Annotated in this window: 17 protein-coding genes; 4 read left to right on the top strand and 13 right to left on the bottom strand. The window is 70.5% G+C overall.

Features of this window, described 5'->3' with window-relative positions; all coding sequences use genetic code 11:
• Window positions 1-60: 60 nt before the first annotated feature.
• Window positions 61-1,653, top strand: coding sequence for a beta-N-acetylhexosaminidase (locus AAW14_RS35680; protein WP_265568604.1), 1,593 nt, complete (start codon window positions 61-63; stop codon window positions 1,651-1,653).
• A 67-nt stretch (window positions 1,654-1,720) separates the two neighbouring features.
• On the opposite strand, the gene AAW14_RS35675 is transcribed toward AAW14_RS35680, so the two are convergent.
• The 11 genes from AAW14_RS35675 to AAW14_RS35625 all read right to left on the bottom strand — a co-directional run bounded on the left by AAW14_RS35675 (window position 1,721) and on the right by AAW14_RS35625 (window position 16,388).
• Window positions 1,721-3,499: an IucA/IucC family protein gene (locus AAW14_RS35675; protein ID WP_265568603.1), complete on the bottom strand. Its 1,779-nt coding sequence runs from the start codon at window positions 3,497-3,499 to the stop codon at window positions 1,721-1,723.
• Complete coding sequence (locus AAW14_RS35670) at window positions 3,496-4,044, bottom strand: GNAT family N-acetyltransferase (protein WP_265568602.1); 549 nt, start codon at window positions 4,042-4,044, stop codon at window positions 3,496-3,498. Before AAW14_RS35670 ends, AAW14_RS35675 begins: the two co-directional genes overlap by 4 nt.
• A complete protein-coding gene (locus AAW14_RS35665; RefSeq protein WP_265568601.1) occupies window positions 4,041-5,324 on the bottom strand; it encodes a lysine N(6)-hydroxylase/L-ornithine N(5)-oxygenase family protein in 1,284 nt (427 codons plus the stop codon). Before AAW14_RS35665 ends, AAW14_RS35670 begins: the two co-directional genes overlap by 4 nt.
• Entirely contained in the window at window positions 5,308-6,750 is a 1,443-nt protein-coding gene (gene desA, locus AAW14_RS35660; RefSeq protein ID WP_265568600.1) for a lysine decarboxylase DesA, read from the bottom strand. Before desA ends, AAW14_RS35665 begins: the two co-directional genes overlap by 17 nt.
• A gap of 120 nt (window positions 6,751-6,870) precedes the next feature.
• The gene (locus tag AAW14_RS35655; protein WP_265568599.1) at window positions 6,871-7,746 is read right to left on the bottom strand and encodes a siderophore-interacting protein; all 876 of its coding nucleotides are present in this window, start codon (window positions 7,744-7,746) and stop codon (window positions 6,871-6,873) included.
• 429 nt (window positions 7,747-8,175) lie between these two features.
• Window positions 8,176-9,222 carry an ABC transporter substrate-binding protein gene (locus tag AAW14_RS35650; protein WP_265568598.1) on the bottom strand — a complete coding sequence of 349 codons (1,047 nt, stop codon included), beginning with the start codon at window positions 9,220-9,222 and terminating at the stop codon, window positions 8,176-8,178.
• A 297-nt stretch (window positions 9,223-9,519) separates the two neighbouring features.
• Window positions 9,520-10,455 carry a hydroxymethylbilane synthase gene (gene hemC, locus AAW14_RS35645; protein ID WP_265568597.1) on the bottom strand — a complete coding sequence of 312 codons (936 nt, stop codon included), beginning with the start codon at window positions 10,453-10,455 and terminating at the stop codon, window positions 9,520-9,522.
• A 184-nt stretch (window positions 10,456-10,639) separates the two neighbouring features.
• Window positions 10,640-11,800 (bottom strand): acyl-CoA dehydrogenase family protein, encoded by a 1,161-nt coding sequence (locus tag AAW14_RS35640; protein WP_265568596.1) that lies wholly within the window; start codon window positions 11,798-11,800, stop codon window positions 10,640-10,642.
• Window positions 11,801-11,806: 6 nt separating this feature from the next.
• Window positions 11,807-12,745: a hydroxymethylglutaryl-CoA lyase gene (locus tag AAW14_RS35635; protein ID WP_265568595.1), complete on the bottom strand. Its 939-nt coding sequence runs from the start codon at window positions 12,743-12,745 to the stop codon at window positions 11,807-11,809.
• Window positions 12,742-14,763 carry an acetyl/propionyl/methylcrotonyl-CoA carboxylase subunit alpha gene (locus AAW14_RS35630; protein ID WP_265568594.1) on the bottom strand — a complete coding sequence of 674 codons (2,022 nt, stop codon included), beginning with the start codon at window positions 14,761-14,763 and terminating at the stop codon, window positions 12,742-12,744. Before AAW14_RS35630 ends, AAW14_RS35635 begins: the two co-directional genes overlap by 4 nt.
• 8 nt (window positions 14,764-14,771) lie before the next feature.
• Entirely contained in the window at window positions 14,772-16,388 is a 1,617-nt protein-coding gene (locus AAW14_RS35625) for a carboxyl transferase domain-containing protein (RefSeq protein WP_265568593.1), read from the bottom strand.
• 85 nt (window positions 16,389-16,473) lie between these two features.
• Here AAW14_RS35625 and AAW14_RS35620 point away from each other — a divergent pair, with 85 nt between their 5' ends.
• The 3 genes from AAW14_RS35620 (at window position 16,474) to AAW14_RS35610 (ending at window position 19,289) form a co-directional block, all read left to right on the top strand.
• A complete protein-coding gene (locus AAW14_RS35620) occupies window positions 16,474-17,082 on the top strand; it encodes a TetR/AcrR family transcriptional regulator (RefSeq protein ID WP_265568592.1) in 609 nt (202 codons plus the stop codon).
• Window positions 17,083-17,202: 120 nt separating this feature from the next.
• Window positions 17,203-18,360 carry an acyl-CoA dehydrogenase family protein gene (locus tag AAW14_RS35615; protein WP_031159773.1) on the top strand — a complete coding sequence of 386 codons (1,158 nt, stop codon included), beginning with the start codon at window positions 17,203-17,205 and terminating at the stop codon, window positions 18,358-18,360.
• Between the two features lie 35 nt (window positions 18,361-18,395).
• Window positions 18,396-19,289 carry an acyl-CoA thioesterase gene (locus tag AAW14_RS35610; protein ID WP_265568591.1) on the top strand — a complete coding sequence of 298 codons (894 nt, stop codon included), beginning with the start codon at window positions 18,396-18,398 and terminating at the stop codon, window positions 19,287-19,289.
• A gap of 6 nt (window positions 19,290-19,295) precedes the next feature.
• On the opposite strand, the gene AAW14_RS35605 is transcribed toward AAW14_RS35610, so the two are convergent.
• Window positions 19,296-20,093, bottom strand: coding sequence for a phosphatase (locus tag AAW14_RS35605; RefSeq protein WP_265568590.1), 798 nt, complete (start codon window positions 20,091-20,093; stop codon window positions 19,296-19,298).
• 93 nt (window positions 20,094-20,186) lie between these two features.
• A partial coding sequence (locus tag AAW14_RS35600; protein ID WP_265568589.1) for a PucR family transcriptional regulator occupies window positions 20,187-20,558 on the bottom strand: 372 nt, incomplete at its 5' end.

Below are 20,558 nucleotides of genomic sequence, written 5' to 3'. Positions count from 1 at the left end.
GCGTCGTCCGGACCGGACGTGCCCGTGGGCCCTCGTGGAACCTTGTGGAAGGGAGCGCATGTGAGACAGCACCACAGAACGCCCCGCCTCCTCGGCACGCTGCTGATCGTTGCGGCGGCCGGTCTCTCCGCCGGCACCTCCGCCGCGCCCGCCGCGGCCGCCCGCGCCGCCTCGCCCCTCGGCCGGGTCGTCCCGGCACCCGTCTCGGCCGACGCGGGCGGAACACCGTACGAGATCACCCGCGGCACCCGCATTCGCGTGGACGACTCGAGCGCGGTCCGCCAGGTCGGCGAGTACCTCGCGGACGTGCTGCGGCCCTCGACCGGCTACGGGCTCCCGGTCACCACGAACGGCACCGGCGGCATCCGACTGCGCCTGGGCGGCGGCCCGTTCGGCGACGAGGGATACCGTCTCGACAGCGGCGCCCAGGGCGTCACGATCACCGCAGGCAAGCCCGCGGGCCTCTTCCACGGCGTGCAGACCCTGCGCCAGCTGCTGCCCGCGGCCGTGGAGAAGAGGACGGTGCAGCCCGGGCCCTGGGTGGTGGCGGGCGGAACCGTCAAGGACGCGCCGCGCTATGCCTACCGCGGCGCGATGCTCGACGTCTCCCGCCACTTCTTCACCGTCGCCCAGGTGAAGCGCTACATCGACGAGTTGGCGCTCTACAAGATCAACGCCCTGCATCTGCACCTGAGCGACGACCAGGGCTGGCGCATCGCGATCGACTCCTGGCCGCGGCTCGCGGCCTACGGCGGCTCGACCGAGGTCGGCGGCGGCAAGGGCGGCTTCTACACGAAGGCGCAGTACGAGGAGATCGTCCGCTACGCGGCCTCCCGCTATCTGGAGGTCGTCCCCGAGATCGACATGCCGGGCCACACCAACGCAGCCCTCGCCTCGTACGCCGCACTGAACTGCAACGGAGTCGCGCCCCCGCTCTACACCGGCACCAACGTCGGCTTCAGTTCGCTGTGCGTGCCCAAGCCGGTGACGTACGCCTTCGTCGACGACGTCATCCGCGAACTGGCCGCGCTCACACCCGGCCGCTACCTCCACATCGGCGGCGACGAGGCGCACTCCACCAGCCACGACGACTATGTGACGTTCATGGACCGGGTGCAGCCCATCGTCGCCAAGTACGGCAAGACGGTGATCGGCTGGCACCAGCTGACCGGCGCGCACCCGGCGAAGGGCGCGCTCGCACAGTACTGGGGGCTCGACTCCACCAGCGCGGCGGAGAAGGACCAGGTCGCCCGGGCGGCGCGGAACGGCACCGGGCTGATCCTCTCCCCGGCCGACCGGGTCTACCTCGACATGAAGTACACCGATGCCACTCCGCTCGGCCAGAAGTGGGCGGGGCTGGTTGAGGTGCGGCGGTCCTACGACTGGAACCCGGGCACCTATCTGCCCGGCGCCCCTGCTTCGGCGGTCGCCGGTGTCGAGGCCCCCCTGTGGTCGGAGACCATCGTCAAGGACGCCGACATCGACTACATGACCTTCCCCCGGCTGCCGGGCGCGGCAGAGCTGGGCTGGTCGCCGACCGCGACGCACGACTGGAACACCTACCGGGTGCGACTCGCGGCCCAGGGCCCTCGCTGGGAGGCGCTGGGCATCGGGTACTACCGCTCGCCGCAGGTGCCCTGGCCGGCCCGATAGGACGATTGCCCCGACGGGCACCCCGGTGGACCGTACACCGGGGTGCCCGCCTGTCCGTGGGGGCCGGTCACAGCCCCGCGATGGGGTTCTTCAGGGTCCCGGCCAGCTGAAGTGCACCGGACGGATCCGCCAGGTCCACCATCTGCCGGTTGTCGCGCAGCTGAAGCCGGTTGAGGCAGGACAGGGGGAACTCGGGGGCGAACATGTCGTACCGCCGGAACTTCTCGGCGAGTTCGGGGTTCGCGTCCTGATACTCGTGGACGACGTCGGCGACCGTCCGCCAGAAGTCCTCCTCCGCCAGGACGCCCTCGGCGGCGAGGTGGGCCGCGACGAACCGGAAGAAGCAGTCGAAGACGTCCGTGAAGACCGACAGGAGCTTCCTGTCCTCGGGGACCTCCACGCGGATCCGCCTGACCTCGGGCGGAAGCGCCGCGTCCGGGTCCGTGACCGCGATCTCCTCGGCGATGTCCTTGAAGATCGCGCGCTGTACGACACCGTCCTTCAGGACGAGGATGACGTTCTCGCCGTGCGGCATGAACACCAGGTCGTAGGCGTAGAAGCTGTGCAGCAGCGGGGTGAGGTACGCCCGCAGATAGCGACGCAGCCACTCCGCCGGCGCGAGCCCCGATCGCTCGACCAGTGCCCCCGTGAACGATGCGCCGGTGTGGTCCACATGAGCCAGCGAGGCCATGGTCGCAAGGGTCTCGCCCTCCTGGAGCGAGGTCACCGGGCTCTCGCGCCACAGGGCGGCGAGCATCTTGCGGTACGGGGAGTGGCGGTCGGTGGCGGCCTCGTACTCCAGGTGGCGGTAGCCGACGGCGGCGCGCTCGCGGATGACCGACAGGCCCGTCGACTTCAGCACGGGGTCGTTCTCGACGAGCCGGGCCAGCCAGTCGTTGATCGCGGGCGTCGCCGTCATATAGGTGGCCGAGAGCCCGCGCATGAATCCCATGTTGAGGACGGAAAGGGCCGTCTTCACATAGTGCTTCTCCGGATGGGACCGGTTGAAGAAGGTCCGGACGGACTGCTGGGCGAGGTACTCGTCGTCGCCCTCGCCCAGGCAGACGAGGTGCCCCCGGGCGACCTCGGCGGCGAAGGTGACCGTGAGTTTGTTCCACCACTGCCAGGGGTGGACGGGTAGGAGGAGGTAGTCGGCGGGGTCCAGGCCCCGGTCGGTCAGGCGCGCCCGGAAGCGCTCGACGGTCCTGGCCCCCAGCTCCTGCCGTACGAACGACTCGTACTCGATCCCGGCCCCCGCCGTGAACGCCGCCCGTGAGCGGTGCGCCGCCAGCCACACCAGCCGGACGGGTCTCGCGGTCTCGGGGGCGTACGACAGGTATTCGTGGATGCCGAAGCCGAGCCGCCCGTTGTTGGCGACGAAGCAGGGATGGCCCTCGGCCATCCCGGTCTCGATCTCCTGGAACCCGCTCCTGGCGAGCTCGGCCGAGGTCACCTCCGGCTTGGCGAGCTTGTAGCAGATGCCGGAGACGGTGGAGGAGATCTCCTCCAGATAGACCGGCAGGACCTCGTCGCTCAGGCCGAGGGAATTCCTCAGCTCGACGAAGAAGTCCAGTACGTCCAGGGGGAGTTCGGTCCCGTCGCGATGACGGGTGATCGAGTCCGGCTCGATCTGCCAGTGGTCGAGAGCGCGAACGATGGCGGCGAACCGGTACCGGGTGACCCCGTCGTCGCTGCGGACGACGTACGTGCCGGCACTCTCGGCCTCCGGTTCCGGGGAGATCAGCCGCTCATGGGCGAACTCGGCGAGGGCCTTGCGGACGAGCAGGCGGCCCGCCCGCTCCCAGCGTTCGGGGGACAGGTGGGAGACCGCGTCGACGAGGGTCATATCGCCATCGCCTTCCGGAACTGCTCGCGGGTGCAGAAGCTCAGCAGCGCCGTCTTCTCCGGCTTGCGGATCTCACGCTCGGGCACGAACCCGACGGCCTCGTTCAGGGCGTGCACCGCCGTGTTGCGCACATCGGGCTCGACGACGACCCTGCGCGTGGCCGGGTCCTCGAAGAGGTGGGCCATCACGGCGGTGATGACGGCGCGGGTGAAGCCGTGTACGGGAGCGTCGGTCGGCGCGACCAGGAAGTGCATCCCGACGTCGCCGGGGCGGGCCTCGTACAGGCCGGCCAGCTCACGGCGGGCCGGGTCGTACTTCTCCATCAGGAAGGCGGGCACGCCCTCGTGCATCCCGAGCAGCGCGTGACGGTGCTCGTCGGCGGCGATGTCCAGATAGACGTGCTCGACGTCCTGCGGCCGGGCGTCCTGCATCATCCAGTAGGCAGCCTTGGGATGCGTGACCCAGCCGTGCAGGAGCCGGGCGTCCTCGACGGGGTCGAGCGGGCGGAAGGTGAGTGTGCCGACGGCACCGGTGGTCGTGCTCATGGGGAGAACTCCTGGAACGCGATGGTCTTCTCGACGGGGTAGTACTCGGTGCCGAGCAGTTCCCGGATGATGTACGAGTTGCGGTAGGCACCCATGCCCAGGTCGGGGCTGGTGATGCTGTGCGTGTGGACGCCGGCGTTCTGCAGGAAGACGCCCCGGCCCGTGATGTCGACGGCGTAGTTGCGGGCCACGTCGAAGTTGCCATGCTCGTCGTAGTGCAGCCGGTCGCGGATCGGCTTCAGGAACTCCGGTTCGGTGTACCGGTATCCGGTGGCGAGGACCAGACCCTGGGAGCGCAGCTCGTAGTCCATCTCCTGCTCCTCCTGACGGAAGCCGAGGGTGTAGGTGCCGTCCTCGTAACGTGCCTCGATGAGCGCGGAGTTGGTGAGCAGCCGGGTGGGGACCGGGCCGCCGAGGCTCTTTTGGTACAGCAGGTCGAAGATCGCGTCGATCAGATCGCCGTCGATGCCCTTGTACAGGCCCTTGTGCTGCTCGGTGAGGCGGTAGCGGGTCCGCTCGGGCAGCGCGTGGAAGTAGTCGATGTACTCGGGGGAGGTCATCTCCAGCGTCAGCTTGGTGTACTCCAGCGGGAAGAAGCGCGGGGAACGGGTGACCCAGTTGAGCTGGTAGCCGTGGATGTCGATCTCGCCGAGCAGGTCGTGGTAGATCTCGGCGGCGGACTGGCCGCTGCCGACCACGGTGATCGACTCCTTGGCCTGGAGCCGGCGCTTGTGGTCCAGATAGCGGGAGTTGTGGATGACGTCACCGGCCAGGCCGCGGCAGGGCTCCGGGACGTAGGGCGGGGTACCCGTGCCGAGAACCAGGTGGCAGGCCCGGTGGACGTCCCCGTCCCGCGTCCGTACGACGTACACCCCTTCCTCGTCCTCGTAGGTAACCTCCGTGACCGACGTGCCGAAGCGGACGCTGCTCAGCTGGGAGGCCGCCCAGCGGCAGTAGTCGTCGTACTCGACGCGGAGCGGATAGAAGTTCTCGCGGATGTAGAACGAGTACAGCCGCCCCCGCTCCTTGAGGTAGTTGAGGAAGGAGTACGGGGACGTCGGGTCGGCCAGGGTGACCAGGTCCGACAGGAACGGCGTCTGGAGACGGGCGCCCTCCAGGAACATCCCCGCATGCCACTCGAAGGACGGCTTCGACTCCAGGAAGACGCCGTCGAGTTCGGCGATCGGCTCGGTGAGACAGGCGAGGCCGAGGTTGAAGGGGCCGAGCCCGATCCCCACGAAGTCGTATGTCCTGGCGGCGGTTTCAGGAGGCGCGGTCAAGGGACTCTCCCAGGTACTGCTCGGCATGGCCGGCGATCAGATCGAGTACCGCGGCGATGTCGTCCGTCGTGGTCTCGGGGTTGAGCAGGGTGAACTTCAGGTGGTGGCGGCCGGAGACCTTGGTGCCCGCCACCACGGCGTCGCCGGAGGTGAACAGGGCCTTACGGGCGTAGAGGTTGGCGCGGTCGATCTCGGCCGGGTCGGTGACGGCCGCCGGGATGTAGCGGAAGACGAGGGTGGAGAGCTCCGGCTCGACGACCACGTCGAAACGCGGGTCGGCCGCCAGCAGCCGCCACCCCTCCCGGGCCAGGTCGCAGACCTCGTCGAAGAGCGCGCCGATGCCGTCGGCGCCCATCACGCGCAGCGTCATCCACAGCTTGAGGGCGTCGAAGCGGCGGGTGGTCTGCAGGGACTTGTCGACCTGGTTGGGGATGCGCTCCTGCACCATGCGCCGGGGGTTGAGGTACTCCGCGTGGTAGGTCGCGTGCCGCAGCGTGGCGCAGTCGCGGACCAGTACGGCTGACGAACTCACCGGCTGGAAGAAGGACTTGTGGTAGTCGACGGTGACCGAGTCGGCCCGTTCGATCCCGGCCAGCCGGTCCCGGCGCCTGAGGGAGGCCAGCAGCCCGCAGCCGTAGGCCGCGTCCACATGCATCCACACCCCGAACCGGTCGCACAGTTCGGCGATACCGGGCAGCGGGTCGATGGAGCCGAAGTCGGTGGTGCCGGCGGTGGCGACGACGGCCATCGGGACCAGGCCGTCCCGCGTGCAGCGCTCCAGCTCGTGGGCGAGGGCGACGGTCTGCATCCGCTTGTCGTGGCCGACGGGGACGGAGACCACCGCCTCGGGGCCCAGCCCGAGGAGTTTGGCCGACTTCCGCACGCTGAAGTGGCTGACTTCGGAGGCGAAGACGCGCAGCTTGGCGGGGGTGTCGCTCTTGGCCTCCTCGCGGGCCAGGAGCAGTGCCTGGAGGTTGGACTGGGTGCCGCCGCTGGTGAACACGCCGTCGGCGCCGGGGCCGAAGCCGAGTCGCTCGGCTGTCCAGTCGACGAGCCGGCGCTCGATGAGGGTGCCGCCGGCCGACTGGTCCCAGGTGTCGAGCGAGGAGTTGACGGCGGACAGGACGGCTTCGCCGAGAACGGCCGGGATGACGACCGGGCAGTTGAGGTGGGCTAGGTAGCGGGGGTGGTGGAAGTAGACCGCGTCGCGGAGGTAGAGCTCCTCCAGCTCGTCCAGGACCGCGATGGTGTCGTGCAGCGGTCGGTCCAGGTCGATCCGCTCGATGCGGGGCGCGAGGGCGTCGACCGTGACACCCGTGAACGGACGGTCGGTGGCGGCGAGTTTGGCGGCCACCCGCTCGACTCCTTCGGTCACGGAGCGTCGGTAGTGCTCCGCGGTCAGGTCATTGAGCAGGTGCGAGCGCATGGGGGGTTCCTCCGGTGGGTGGGTCCGGGCAGGAGAGAAGTGGGGCGGAGTCGCCTGGCTTGATTTAGGTTAGCCTAACCTAAGTTACATGGGGTCGATTCGATCCCCTTGCACCCGCCGTCACTCCTGTTGGCGCAACTGTTCCTCGCTCAGCCCCCGCCGCCAGTAACCGACGAAGGTCACGCGCCTGCGATCGATGCCGCGTTCGCGGACGAAGTGCCGACGCAACTCCTTGACCCGGCCGGACTCACCCGCGATCCAGACGTACGGCGCTCCGGCCGGGGGGAGTTCGGCCTCCCGCGGTGCGGTGAGGCTCCTGGGGGCGGGGGCACCTCCCACGCCCTTGGGGTGGTGGGAGACCTCGCCGCGTACCAGCCAGGTGATCTCCGCGTCGGCCTCGGTCACCAGGTCGTGGATGTCCTCGGCGTGCCCGACCTCCAGCCAGACGCGGGCGCGTGTGCGCGCGGGCAGCCGTTCGAGGATCGCCGAGGCGGCGGGCACGGCCGTCTCGTCGGCCCAGAGCACCACCAGATCCGTGTCCTCGGGCGGACGGAAGCGGATGGCACGGTTGTCCTCGATCGCGGGCCCGAGCAGGACGACGCGGTCACCTGCCGTGGCGCGGGAGGCCCAGCGCGAGGCCGGGCCTGCCGGGGCGGTCGCGCCCGGTGCCACGCCGTGCAGGACGAAGTCGATGTCGATCTCGTCGGGGTCGCGCCGCAGGGTCCTGAGCGTGTACGAGCGCATCACCGCCCTTACGTCGTCGGGGAGTTCGCGCCACCCGTGCCACCGGTTGTCGCCCAGCTCGATCGGGATCGCGGGCTCGCTCTGGCCCGGATGCGGCAGGAACAGCGACAGCGACTGGTCGGCTCCGGCGGAGCGGAAGGCGCGCAGGTCGTCCCCCGCGAAGGTGACACGGAGAAGGGACGGACCGAGCCGCCTCGTCCGTACGACCTGGAGGGAAAAGAAACGGAACGGAGCGGCTACGGCCGTCGTCATATGAGCTCCTGAGTCATCGTCAGGGTGTGGGGGATTACGGAGGCGCGTTGGGGGGTGGGTTGTTCGTGGTGCGAGGTGGGTTGTTCGTGGTGGGGGGGTGGGTTGTTCGTGGTGGTGGGTGCGCTGCTCGTGGTGGGGGGTGCGCTGCTCGTGGTGGGGGGTGAGTCGCTCATGGTGCTGGGGTGCGCTGTTCGCGGTGCGGAGTGACGCTGTTCGCGGTGCGGAGTGACGCTGTTCGCGGTGCGGAGTGACGCTGTTCGCGGTGCGAGTTGAGCTGCGCATGGGATCGAGGTGTGCCGCTCGCGTTGCGGGTGTGCGGCTCGCTGAGCGAAGTGAGCTGTTCGCGGCGCCGGGTTGAGTCGCCCGCGGCGCGGTGTGAGCCGCTCGGGGAGCGAAGCGTGCTGCTCGTGGCGCTGCGTGTCCGGAAGGTCAACCGACCTTTCCGGCGCCCTCGATGGCCTTGGCGAGGCCCTCGAGCAGCGGGGCGCACTTGGCGTACGACAGGATCGGCTCGGGGTTGCGGGCGATGACCTGGCCCGCCTTGACCGCGGGAAGCTTCTTCCAGGTCGCCTCGGTGATGTCGGCGGGCTGGATGGCCGAGGAGCGGTTGTCCATCATGATGACGTCGGCCCGGTACTTGTCGACGTTCTCCCAGCTCAGGTTCTCGAACCAGCCGCCGCTCGCCTTCAGCGCGGAGGCGGGAGGCTCGACGAAGTTCACGCCGAGCGCCTTGAAGTACTCCAGGTCGACGGAGAGGTTCGAGCCGGAGACGTAGAAGACGTCCTGGCTCGCGGAGCCCGCCAGCACCTTGATGCCGGGCTTGGCCTTGGTGGCCGCCCGCAGCCGGGCGGCGGCGTCCTCGAACCGCTTCTTCCCCTGGGCGATCCTCGCGGAGGCGGTATCCGCGCCGAGCGACTTCGCGAGCTCCAGCATGCGCTGCAGGGAACCGGTCAACTGGCGGTCGTAGACGGAGATGCCGACGCTCGGGGCGCCGACGGCGAGGATCTTCTTCCTGGACTCCTCAGGGATGTACCACAGGGTTCCGGCGGCGTCGAACATGGTGGTGACGAGCAGGTCCGGGGCGAGGGCCGCGTACTTCTCGATGTTGAACTGGCCCCATTCGTTGCCGAGGATCGTCACCTTGCCGATGTCGAGGTCGCCGGCCTGGATGTCGGCCTTGCCGTCCTTGGTTTTCGTCGGCCCGAAGACGCCCTTCACCTCGATGCCGTAGTCGTGAAGCGCGGCGGCGACGCCCACGAACGCGACGACGGCCGACGGGGTCCTGTCCGCCTTCGCGCTCTGGCCGCGGTCGTCCTTGAAGGACCAGGGACCGGACGCGCCCTTCCCCTCGCCGCCCGAGCCCGCGCCTTTCGCCTTGCCGTCCCCACAGGCCGCGAGCACGGCGCCGAGGCCGAGGACGCCGCCGGCGCTGAGAATGCCGCGGCGAGTGGGGCTGGGAGTACGGGCGTTGGGCATGGGTGTGGTCTGCCTTCGAACGGGGCGGGGCGTCCGCCGGGCGAGTCGAACGAAGGTTAGCCTAACCTAACTAAGTATCCGTGGTGGGGTGCGGTACCGGATTGCCGCTGTTCGTGCCGTTCCGCTGTCGTAGCCGTGGTCGCCGTGCGGAAGGAGCGGCTTGGGCCGACGGTCGGGGTGTTCCACGCCTGGAGCACGGCCGACCCGAGCAGGGCAGCCGAGATGCCGGCGAAGACGGTTCGCGCCCAGCCGGACAGGCTTGCGACCGCGACGCGTTGACGGCTGACGCGAGTGGCGTCAGTGGGGAATGGAGTCGATCAGCTCGCGTGCGCCCTGGCGCAGGAGCGTGACGGCGACCGAGGTGCCCAGCGTGGCGGGGTCGAGGGGCCCCGCCCATTCGTGGGCGTTGAGGATGGTCTTGCCGTCGGGGGTGAACACGGATGCCCTCAGGGAGAGGTCCCCGTTCAGAGCGGCTTTGGCGTAGCCCGCGATCGGGGAGTTGCAGTGGCCCTGCAGGACGTGGATGAGCATGCGCTCGGCGGTCGCCTCGCGGTGGGTGTCGGGGTCGCCGAGAGCGCTGACCGTGTCGATCAGGCCTGTGTCGTCCTCGCGGCACTGCACGGCGAGGATCCCGGCGCCGATCGGCGGCATCATCACGTCGGTCGGCAGGACCTCGCTGATCACGTCGCGGCGGTCGATGCGCTCCAGGCCGGAGACGGCCAGCAACAGCGCGTCGGCATGACCCGCGGCGAGTTTCTCCAGACGCCGGTTGGCGTTGCCGCGCATCGGTACGCAGGTGAGGTGCGGGTGGGAGGCGGCGAGCTGGGCGGTGCGTCGCACCGAGGAGGTCCCGATGCGGGTACCGGCGGGGAGTTCGTCGAGAGTGAGCCCGCCGGGGTGGACGAGGGCGTCGCGGATGTCGTCGCGCCGGAGGAACGCGGCGAAGACGGTTCCGGCCGGGAGCGGGCGGTCGGCCGGAACATCCTTGACGCAGTGCACGGCCAGGTCCGCTGCTCCGGCCAGGAGGGCGGCGTCGACCTCCTTGGTGAACGCTCCCTTGCCCTCGACCTGGGAGAGATCGCCCATCCACTTGTCGCCGGTGGTCTTGACGGGCACGACCTCGGTGCGGATGCCGGGGTACAGCGCGGCGAGCTCCCCGCGCACGCGCTCCACCTGGGCCAGCGCCATGGGCGAGTCGCGGGAAACGATACGGATGAACTCGTGGGCGGGCACGGACCCACGATAGCCCTTCCGCTGCGTGCCCCGGGCGGTAGCGTGAAAGCCGGTCTCGCAGGCGCAGCCCGAGTTCGGACGTTCGGGCGTTCGGACGTTCGTGTGGTCGTGTGTTCGTGCGAGGAAGGGGTCGGACGGGCCGGTCCCTATGGTCCAGACCCCTTCCCGTTTTCTTTCGGGCGGCTCAGCCCGCCAGCCCCAGCTCCCGGGCGATCAGCATCCGTTGCACCTCGCTCGTGCCCTCACCGATCTCCAGGATCTTGGAGTCGCGCCACATGCGGGCCACCGGGTACTCGTTCATGAAGCCGTAGCCGCCGTGGATCTGGGTGGCGTCGCGGGCGTTGTCCACCGCGATCGTGGACGAGTACAGCTTCGCCAGGGCCGCCTCCTTCTTGAAGGGCTCGCCTGAGACCAGGCGTGAGGCCGCGTCGCGCCACGCCAGGCGCGCCGTGTGCGCCTTCATCTCCATGTCCGCGATCTTGAACTGGATCGCCTGGTAGCCACCGATGCTGCGGCCGAACGCGTGCCGCTCCTTCGCGTACTTCACCGATTCGTCCACGCAGCCCTGCGCCAGCCCGGTCGCCAGCGCCGAGATCGCGATACGGCCCTCGTCCAGGATGCGCAGGAACTGCGCGTACCCGCGGCCCTCCTCGCCCAGCAGGTTCGCGGCCGGGACACGGACGTCCGCGAAGGACAGCTCACGGGTGTCCGACGCGTTCCAGCCGACCTTCGAGTACGGGGCCGCCACCGTGAAGCCGGGCGTGCCGGACGGGACGATGATCGAGGAGATCAGCGGGCGGCCGTCCCCCGTGCGGCCCGTGACCGCCGTGACCGTCACCAGGCCCGTGATGTCGGTGCCCGAGTTGGTGATGAAGCACTTGGTGCCGTTGATCACCCACTCGTCGGTCTCCGGGTCCAGGCGAGCCGTCGTGCGCGTCGCCCCCGCGTCCGAACCGCCGTCCGGTTCCGTGAGGCCGAAGGCGCCCAGGAGTTCGCCGGAGCACAGGCGCGGGAGCCACTCCTGCTTCTGGGCCTCCGTGCCGAAGCGATAGACCGGCATGGCGCCCAGGGAGACGCCCGCCTCGAGGGTGATGGCGATGGACGAGTCGACGCGGGCGAGTTCCTCCAGGGCGATGCCCAGCGCAAGGTAGTCGCCGCCCATTCCGCCGTACTCCTCCGGGAACGGCAGGCCGAACAGGCCCATGCGGCCCATCTCGCGGACGATCTCGTACGGGAACTCATGGCGCTCGTAGAAGTCGCCGATCTTGGGAGCCACGACATCGTGTGCGAACTCCTCGACCGTGCGCCGGAGTTCCTCCAGCTCGGGGGAGAGGTGATGGTCCATGGGGGGTCACTCCTTGTGGGAGAGGGCTCGGACGGTGCGGGACGGGCTGGGCCGGTCCAGGTGCGCGGCCATCCACACGCTTGTGGCGGTGAGCCGGCCGAGGTCGACCCCGGTGTCGATGCCGAGGCCCTGAAGCATCCACACCAGGTCTTCCGTGGCGAGGTTTCCGGTGGCGGACTTGGCGTACGGGCAGCCGCCGAGGCCGCCCGCGGAGGCGTCGACTGTCGTCACGCCGTGCTGGAGCGCGGCCAGGGTGTTGGCGAGTGCCTGGCCGTAGGTGTCGTGGAAGTGCACGCCGAGGGCACTGGTCGGCACGCCCTCCTCGTTCAGTTCGGACAGCAGGTCCTGGACGTGGCCCGGCGTCGCCACGCCGATCGTGTCGCCCAGGCTCAACTCGTCGCAGCCCATGTCCATGAGTGCCTTGCTGACGCGGACGACCTGGTGGATGGGGACCGGGCCCTCCCACGGGTCGCCGAAGCACATGGACAGATAGCCGCGGACGTGTAGCTTCCGGTCCTTCGCGTGCGCGACCACCGGCTCGAACATCGCGAGGGCCTCGTCCACCGTGCGATTGAGGTTGGCCTTCGCGAAGGACTCGGTGACGCTGGCGAAGACGGCGACCCGGCGGGCGCCGAGCGCGAGGGCGCGGTCCAGGCCGCGTTCGTTCGGCACGAGGACCGGAAGCGCCACCTGCAGATCGCCGACCATCGGGTACAACTGCTCGGCGTCGGCGAGCTGTGGCACCCACTTGGGGTGCACGAAGCTGGTGGCCTCGATGGTGGTCAGGCCCGCGGCGGCGAGCCGGCGGATGAACTCCGCCTTCACCTCCGTCGGTACCGTGCGCTGTTCGTTCTGCAGGCCGTCGCGCGGGCCGACCTCGTGGATCCTGACCCTCGGGGGCAGGTCCTCGGACGGTACGACCATGGGCAGTCCCTGAACGGTCATTCCTCCGCCTCCGTGTCCTGCTCGTGCGGTGCGATCACGGCCAGCACCTGGTCCATGGCGACCGTCGTGCCGGGGCTGACGTCCAGTTCGGCGACGGTCCCGGCGTGCGGGGCGGAGATGACGTGCTCCATCTTCATCGCCTCGACCACCAGCAGGCTCTGCCCGGCGGTCACCTCGTCCCCGACGGCCACCTTCACCACGGTCACGGTGCCGGGCATGGGCGCGGTCAGCGAGTCGGTGCCCGCCCGGGCGCCACCGGCGAGCGACGCGGCGACCGGATCGTGGTCGCGCATGTGCCAGGCCTCGCCGTCGCGGCCGAGCCAGGTGCCATCCGGCAGGGCGGCGAAGGTGTGGGTGGCGTCCTCGAGCCGGAAGGTGAACCGGCCTTCGGGTCCCGGGCCGTCCGGCAGGCCCGAGGGCCCGCGCAGTGGCTCCCCGCCGTCCGGCAGCAGCTCGACCGCGCCGTCCGACGTGCCGCGCACGCGGACGGTCACCGGGTCGTGGCCCGGCACCCGCAGGTGGTAGGGCGTCCAGGCGCGCTCGCCGCCCAGGCGCCAGCCGTCCGGCACGGAGAAGGGATCGACCCAGCCCGGCCGGCGGCTGCCCAGGGCCGCGTGGCGCAGCAGTGCCGCCGCGGCGTAGACCTCCTCCGGCACCTCGGCCGATACGAGGCCGTCCACCTCCCGCTCCACCAGCCCCGTGTCCAACTCGCCCGCCACGACCGTCGGATGGGCCAGCAGACGGCGCAGGAAGCCGGCGTTGGTCTGCACGCCCAGGGTGACCGTCTCCGCGAGGGCCGCCCGGAGCTTGCGCAGCGCGGTCGCGCGGTCGGGGCCGTACGCGATGACCTTCGACAGCATCGGGTCGTACAGGCTGCCGACCTCGGTGCCCTCGGACAGGCCCGAGTCGGTGCGCACTCCGTCGCCCTGCGGCTCGTGCAGCCGCAGCACCGTGCCGCCCGACGGCAGGAAGCCGCGGGAGGGGTCCTCGGCGCAGATGCGGGCCTCGATCGCGTGCCCGGTGAGCGTGACGTCCTCCTGCCCGAAGGCCAGCCGCTCGCCCGCCGCCACCCGCAGCTGCCACTCCACCAGGTCCAGGCCCGTGATCAGCTCGGTGACCGGGTGCTCCACCTGGAGGCGGGTGTTCATCTCCATGAAGTAGTACGAAGAGGGGTCGCCGCCCGGGACGATGAACTCCACCGTGCCCGCGCCCTCGTACCCGCACGAGCGTGCCGCCTGGACCGCCGCCTCGCCCATCGCCGCGCGCGTGGCCTCGTTGAGGAGCACGCTCGGCGCCTCCTCGATGATCTTCTGGTGGCGGCGCTGGAGGGAGCACTCGCGCTCGCCCAGGTGCACCACGTTGCCGTGGGCGTCCGCCAGGACCTGGATCTCGATATGGCGGGGGCCGTCGACCCAGCGCTCCACGAGGAGCGTGTCGTCGCCGAAGGAGGCGCGCGCCTCACGGCGGGCGGCGGCGATCTCGTCGGCCAGCACCGCCGGGTCCCGGACGAGCCGCATGCCCTTGCCGCCGCCGCCCGCGCTCGGCTTCAGCAGCACCGGCATGCCGATCCCGCGGGCGGCGTCGGCCAGCTCCGCGTCCGTCAGCCCGCTGCCGCTCGACCCAGGCACGACCGGGACCCCGGCCGCCTTCACCGTCTCCTTGGCGCGGATCTTGTCGCCCATGAGCGAGATCGCGTCCGCGGGAGGCCCGATGAAGACCAGGCCCGCCTGCGTGCACGCGCGCGCGAACGCCGCGTTCTCCGCGAGGAAGCCGTACCCCGGGTGCACCGCCTGCGCGCCGGTGCGGGCCGCCGCCCGGAGGATCTGCTCCACCGACAGATAGCTCTCGGCGGCCGGTGCCGGTCCGATCCGTACCGCCGTGTCGGCCTCCCGGACATGGCGGGCGTCCGCGTCGGCGTCGGAGAAGACCGCCACCGAGCGCACGCCCATCGACCGCAGCGTACGAATGACGCGTACGGCGATCTCACCGCGGTTGGCCACAAGGACTGTCTCGAACATTCCCACCCTCACATCCGGAAGACGCCGAACTGGGGCTCGCCCAGAGGCGCGTTGGCGCACGCCGTCAGGGCGAGGCCGAGCACCTGCCGGGTCTCCAGCGGGTCGATCACACCGTCGTCCCACAGGCGCGCAGTCGCGTAGTAGGCGTTCCCCTGGCGCTCGTACTGTGCGCGGATCGGCGCCTTGAAGGCTTCCTCTTCCTCCGCGGGCCAGGACTCCCCGCGCGACTCCAACTGGTCGCGCTTGACGGTCGCGAGGACCGACGCGGCCTGCTCGCCGCCCATCACCGAGATCTTGGCGTTCGGCCACATCCACAGGAAGCGCGGCGAATACGCCCGGCCGCACATCGAGTAGTTGCCCGCGCCGAACGAGCCGCCGATCACGACCGTGAGCTTCGGTACGCGGGTGCAGGCGACCGCGGTGACCATCTTGGCCCCGTGCTTGGCGATGCCGCCCGCCTCGTAGTCGCGCCCCACCATGAAGCCCGAGATGTTCTGCAGGAACACCAGCGGAATGCCGCGCTGGTCGCACAGCTCGATGAAGTGGGCGCCCTTCTGGGCCGATTCGGAGAACAGGATGCCGTTGTTGGCGACGATCCCGACCGGGTGGCCGTGGATACGGGCGAAGCCGGTGACGAGGGTCTGCCCGAACTCCGCCTTGAACTCGGCGAAGCGAGAGGCGTCCACCACGCGCGCGATGACCTCGCGTACGTCGTAGGGGGTGCGGGAGTCGACCGGGACCGCGCCGTACAACCCGGACGGATCCAGCTTCGGCTCCACGGACGGGACGGCCTCCCAGGGCAGCGGTCCGCGCGCGGGGAGCGTCGAGACGATGGTCCGGACGATCCGCAGGGCGTGCGCGTCGTCCTCCGCGAGGTGGTCCGTCACGCCCGACACACGCGCGTGGACCTCGCCGCCGCCCAGTTCCTCGGCGGTCACCACCTCGCCGGTGGCCGCCTTCACCAGAGGCGGGCCGCCCAGGAAGATCGTGCCCTGGTTCCGCACGATCACGGCCTCGTCGCTCATCGCCGGGACATACGCCCCGCCCGCCGTGCAGGAGCCGAGGACGGCCGCGATCTGCGGAATGCCGGCGCCCGACATCCGCGCCTGGTTGTAGAAGATCCGGCCGAAGTGCTCGCGGTCGGGGAACACCTCGTCCTGCATCGGCAGGAAGGCGCCTCCGGAGTCGACGAGGTAGACGCAGGGGAGGCGGTTGTCGAGGGCCACTTCCTGGGCCCGCAGGTGCTTCTTCACCGTCATCGGGTAGTACGTGCCGCCCTTGACCGTGGCGTCATTGGCGACGATCACGCACTCCCGGCCGCTGACCCGCCCGATCCCGGCGACCACGCCGGCGGCCGGGGCCTGCCCGTCGTACATCCCGTCGGCGGCCAGGGGCGCCAGCTCCAGGAAGGGCGATCCCGGATCCAGCAGCGTGTCGACCCGGTCGCGCGGCAGCAGCTTGCCGCGCGCGGTGTGGCGCGCGCGGGCCTTCTCGCCGCCGCCCAGCCGGGCCGCGGCCAGCTTGCCGCGCAACTCCTCGGCCAGGGCGCGGTGTGCCGCCTCGTTGGCCCGCCAGGCCTCCGACGCGGGATCTGCCGCGCTCGTCAGCTCCGGTGCCTCCTGCATCCTGCGGTCCCCTCACCTGTTAATGAGCGTTAACGCATTTCCTTCAGGTTAACGAGCGCTAACCTCCCTGTCTAGAATTACTTTCATGGCCACGAGAACCGACGCCCCCACCCGTCGCGAACAGATCCTGAAGGAGGCCGCGCGGCTGTTCGCCGAGCGCGGCTTCCACGGCGTCGGGGTCGACGAGATAGGGGCCGCGGTCGGCATCAGCGGCCCCGGTCTGTACCGGCACTTCGCAGGCAAGGACGCGATGCTCGCCGAGCTGCTCGTCGGGATCAGCGGGCAGCTGCTGACCGGGGCCAGGCGGCGGCTCGCCGAGGCCGACGGGGGACCCGCGGGACGGGACCCCGAGGCGGTCCTCGACTCGCTGATCGAGGGGCACATCGACTTCGCGCTCGACGACCGTCCCCTGATCACCCTGCACGACCGGGAGCTGGACCGCCTCCGGGACAGCGACCGCAAGCTCGTACGACAGCTGCAGCGGCAGTACGTCGAGCTGTGGGTGGAGATCGTCCGCGAGGTGTACCCGGACCTGGCCGAACCGGCCGCGCGTTCGGCCGTGCACTCGGTGTTCGGGCTGCTCAACTCGACACCGCATCTGGGGCGCGCGGGTGCGCTGCCGGGCCGCGGGGCCACGGCCGCGCTGTTGCACCGTATGGCCAGGGGGGCCTTCGGGGCGGCCGGGACGGATTGAGACGGCTGCTCCGCAAGCGTGACGAGGGTTACGCGTTGGTTGCTCTGGACGACTGTCCATACTCGCCGGTACGGTTTCTCTGAGCAAGCGCTTAGATATACCCAGGTGGAGGTGGCGGCGGTGCGCCGTACGGTGTTCAACGAAGATCACGAGGCGTTCCGGGAGACCCTGCGCGCCTTCATCGAGGCCGAGGTCGTGCCGGTCTACGACGAGTGGTTCGCCGCCGGCCAGGCGCCGCGCGACTTCTACTACAAGCTCGGTGAGCTGGGCATCTTCGGCATCAACGTCCCCGAGGAGTTCGGCGGCGCGGGCCTGGACAGCCACAAGTTCGAGGCCGTCCTGTACGAGGAGACCGCCCGCGCCGGCGTCCAGTTCGGCGGCTCCGGCGTGCACGTGCTGCTCGCCCTGCCGTACATCAAGATGCTCGCCACCGACGAGCAGAAGAAGCGCTACCTGCCGAAATTCGTCTCCGGCGAGGAGATGTGGGCCATCGCGATGACCGAGCCGGGCACCGGCTCCGACCTCGCGGGCATGAAGTCCACCGCCAAGCTCTCCGAGGACGGCACGCACTACGTCCTCAACGGCGCCAAGACCTTCATCACGGGCGGTGTGCACGCCGACAAGGTCATCGTCTGCGCCCGCACCGCCGCCCCGACGGCCGAGGACCGCCGCCACGGCATCTCCCTGTTCGCCGTGGACACCAAGTCCGAGGGCTACTCCGTCGGCCGCAAGCTCGACAAGCTCGGCCTGAAGACCTCCGACACCGCCGAGCTGGCATTCGTCGATGTGAAGGTCCCGGTCGAGGACCTGCTCGGCGAGGAGAACAAGGGCTTCTACTACCTCGGCCACAACCTCGCCTCCGAGCGCTGGGGCATAGCCTTCGGCGCCTACGCGCAGGCCAAGGCCGCCGTCCGGTTCGCCAAGCAGTACGTCCAGGAGCGCACCGTCTTCGGCAAGCCGGTGGCGCACTTCCAGAACACCAAGTTCGAGCTGGCCGCCTGCCAGGCCGAGGTGGACGCCGCCGAGGCCGTCGCCGACCGCGCGACGGAGGCCCTGGACGCCGGAGAGCTGACCCCCGCCGAGGCCGCCTCCGCGAAGCTGTTCTGCACCGAGGTCGCCCACCGCGTCATCGACCGCTGCCTCCAGCTGCACGGCGGCTACGGCTACATGAACGAGTACCCGATCGCCCGCCTGTACGCCGACAACCGCGTCAACCGCATCTACGGCGGCACCAGCGAGATCATGAAGTCGATCATCGCCAAGGACATGGGCCTGTAAGGTCCGCGAAAAGAGTGCCCCATACAACTGGCGCCATGAGTCAGGCACTTGAGTCCCTGCTCGATCTGCTCGACCTGGAGCGGATCGAGCGGGACATCTTCCGCGGCCAGTCCCGGTCCGCCGTCGTCCCGCGGGTCTTCGGCGGGCAGGTGGCGGCCCAGGCACTGGTCGCCGCGGGGCGCACGGTCCCCGAGGACCGGTTCGCGCACTCGCTGCACGCCTACTTCCTGGTCCCCGGCGACCCCGGGGCCCCCATCGTCTACAACGTCGACCGGATCCGCGACGGCCGCTCCTTCACCACCCGCCGGGTGGTCGCGGTCCAGCACGGGCAGCCGATCTTCCACCTCTCCGCGTCCTTCCAGACGTACGAGGAGGGCATGGAGCACCAGGCCCCGATGCCGCCCGCGCCCGACCCGGAGACGCTGCCCAGCTCCCAGGAACGGCTGCGGGGCTACGCCCACCTCGCCCCCCACGTCGTGGAGAGGTTCCTCGAGGCGCGCGAGGCGGTCGACCTGCGCTATGTCGACGAGCCGCCGTACGGTGCGTTCGGCGAGCCGCGCGAGCCGCACTCCCAGGTGTGGTTCCGCACCAACGGCAAGCTGGACGACGACCCTCCCCCGGGCTCCGTCTGGGGGGACCCCCAGCTGCACATCGCCCTCGCCACGTACGTGTCCGACATGACGCTCCTGGACTCCGTCCTGCTCGCCCACGGGCGCGGCGGCTGGGCCGTCGGGGATGTCGTCGGGGCCTCCCTGGACCACGCGATGTGGTTCCACCGGCCGTTCCGCGCCGACGAGTGGCTGCTGTACGACCAGGAGTCGCCGTCCGCGTGTGGCGGCCGGGGGCTCGGCCAGGCCCGCATCTACACGCAGGACGGCCGGCTCGCGATCTCGGTGATCCAGGAGGGCGTCGTCCGGGTACCCCGCTGACGCCTCTCAGCCGGTGGCCGCGAGTCCCGCAGCGTTCAGCAGGTACGCCGTCAGCGGGTCGTAGTGGCGCGGGCTCGTGACGTGGTCGTCGAGGGGGACCGTCACCTGGAGCGTGCCCTCGGCCTCGGCGAGGAAGAGTGCCGGGTCGTTGCAGTCGGCGTACCCGACCGAGTCGATGCCGAGCCGGCCCGCGCAGCCCGCCCAGCCGTGGTCGGCGACGACCAGGTCGGGAAGGGGACGGCCCGCCCCCTCAAGAGCCCGCAGGATCGCGCGCATCGGCTCCCCGGAGTGGGTGTGCCAGAGCGTCGCGCCGTGCTCCAGGACGGCCACGTCCGCGAACTGCATGACGTACCCCTCCTCCGTCTGCAGGCCGTCCGGGATGACGACGATCTCGCAGCCCGCGGCGCGCAGCGCGGCGGCGGTGGCGCGGTGGACGTCGAGGAGTCCGCCGGGGTGGCCGGTGGCGAGCAGGACGCGCTGTTCGCCGTCGGCGGCCTTGCGCAGGCGCGCCGCCAGGCGTTCCAGGGCGTCGGCCGTCAGCTCCGGGTCGATGGTGTCCTGGCCGTAGCGGTACTCGGGGTCGTCGTTGACGCCGCAGCGCTCCGCCATGACCGCGAGGACGTCCTGCTCGTCGCTCCAGCGGTCGCCGAATTCCAGGCCGAGCCAGTAGTTGCGGTCGCCGTTCGCGAGCTTGCGGTAGTGGGAGAGGTTGTTCTCGCGGGGTGTGGCGACGTCGCCCGCGATACGGGTCCGAACGAGGTGGTCGACGAGCTCGGCGCGGCTGGGGATCCCGGGTATCGGCATGCACCCATTCTGCCGGGGCGCTCCGCCGGGAGTGCCGATGTCCCGCACCGTGGGACGTGGGTCACTACGTGGCTCACTCGCGGAACCGGCCGGTCAGCCCTGCTCCGTCTGCTTCAGCGCGAACCACAGCTCCATGCGGACGTCCGCGTCGTCCAGGTCCGCGTTCAGCAAGGTGGCGCAGCGGGCGATGCGCTGGCGGACGGTGTTGCGGTGGACGGAGAGGGCCACCGCAGTACGGTCCCAACTGCCGTGCAGGGACAGCCAGGTGCGCAGGGTCTCGGTGAGCGCGTTGGTGGCGCCGATCGGTGCGAGGAGCGCCCGGGCGTGGGCCTCTGCCTCCTTGTGGGGGACCAGATCGGCGAGGCCGGGACGGCTGCCGTGGCGGACGAGCGCGGTACGGGTGGCGCGGGCGCGGGCCAGCGCGCGGGCCGCCTGGGTGTCGGCGGCGGGCCAGTCGCCCGGGGC

This window comes from Streptomyces hygroscopicus (genome assembly GCF_026168105.1).
In the GTDB taxonomy this organism is placed as follows: Bacteria; Actinomycetota; Actinomycetes; order Streptomycetales; family Streptomycetaceae; genus Streptomyces; species Streptomyces hygroscopicus_D.
This window is presented reverse-complemented; position numbering and strand designations above follow the sequence as displayed.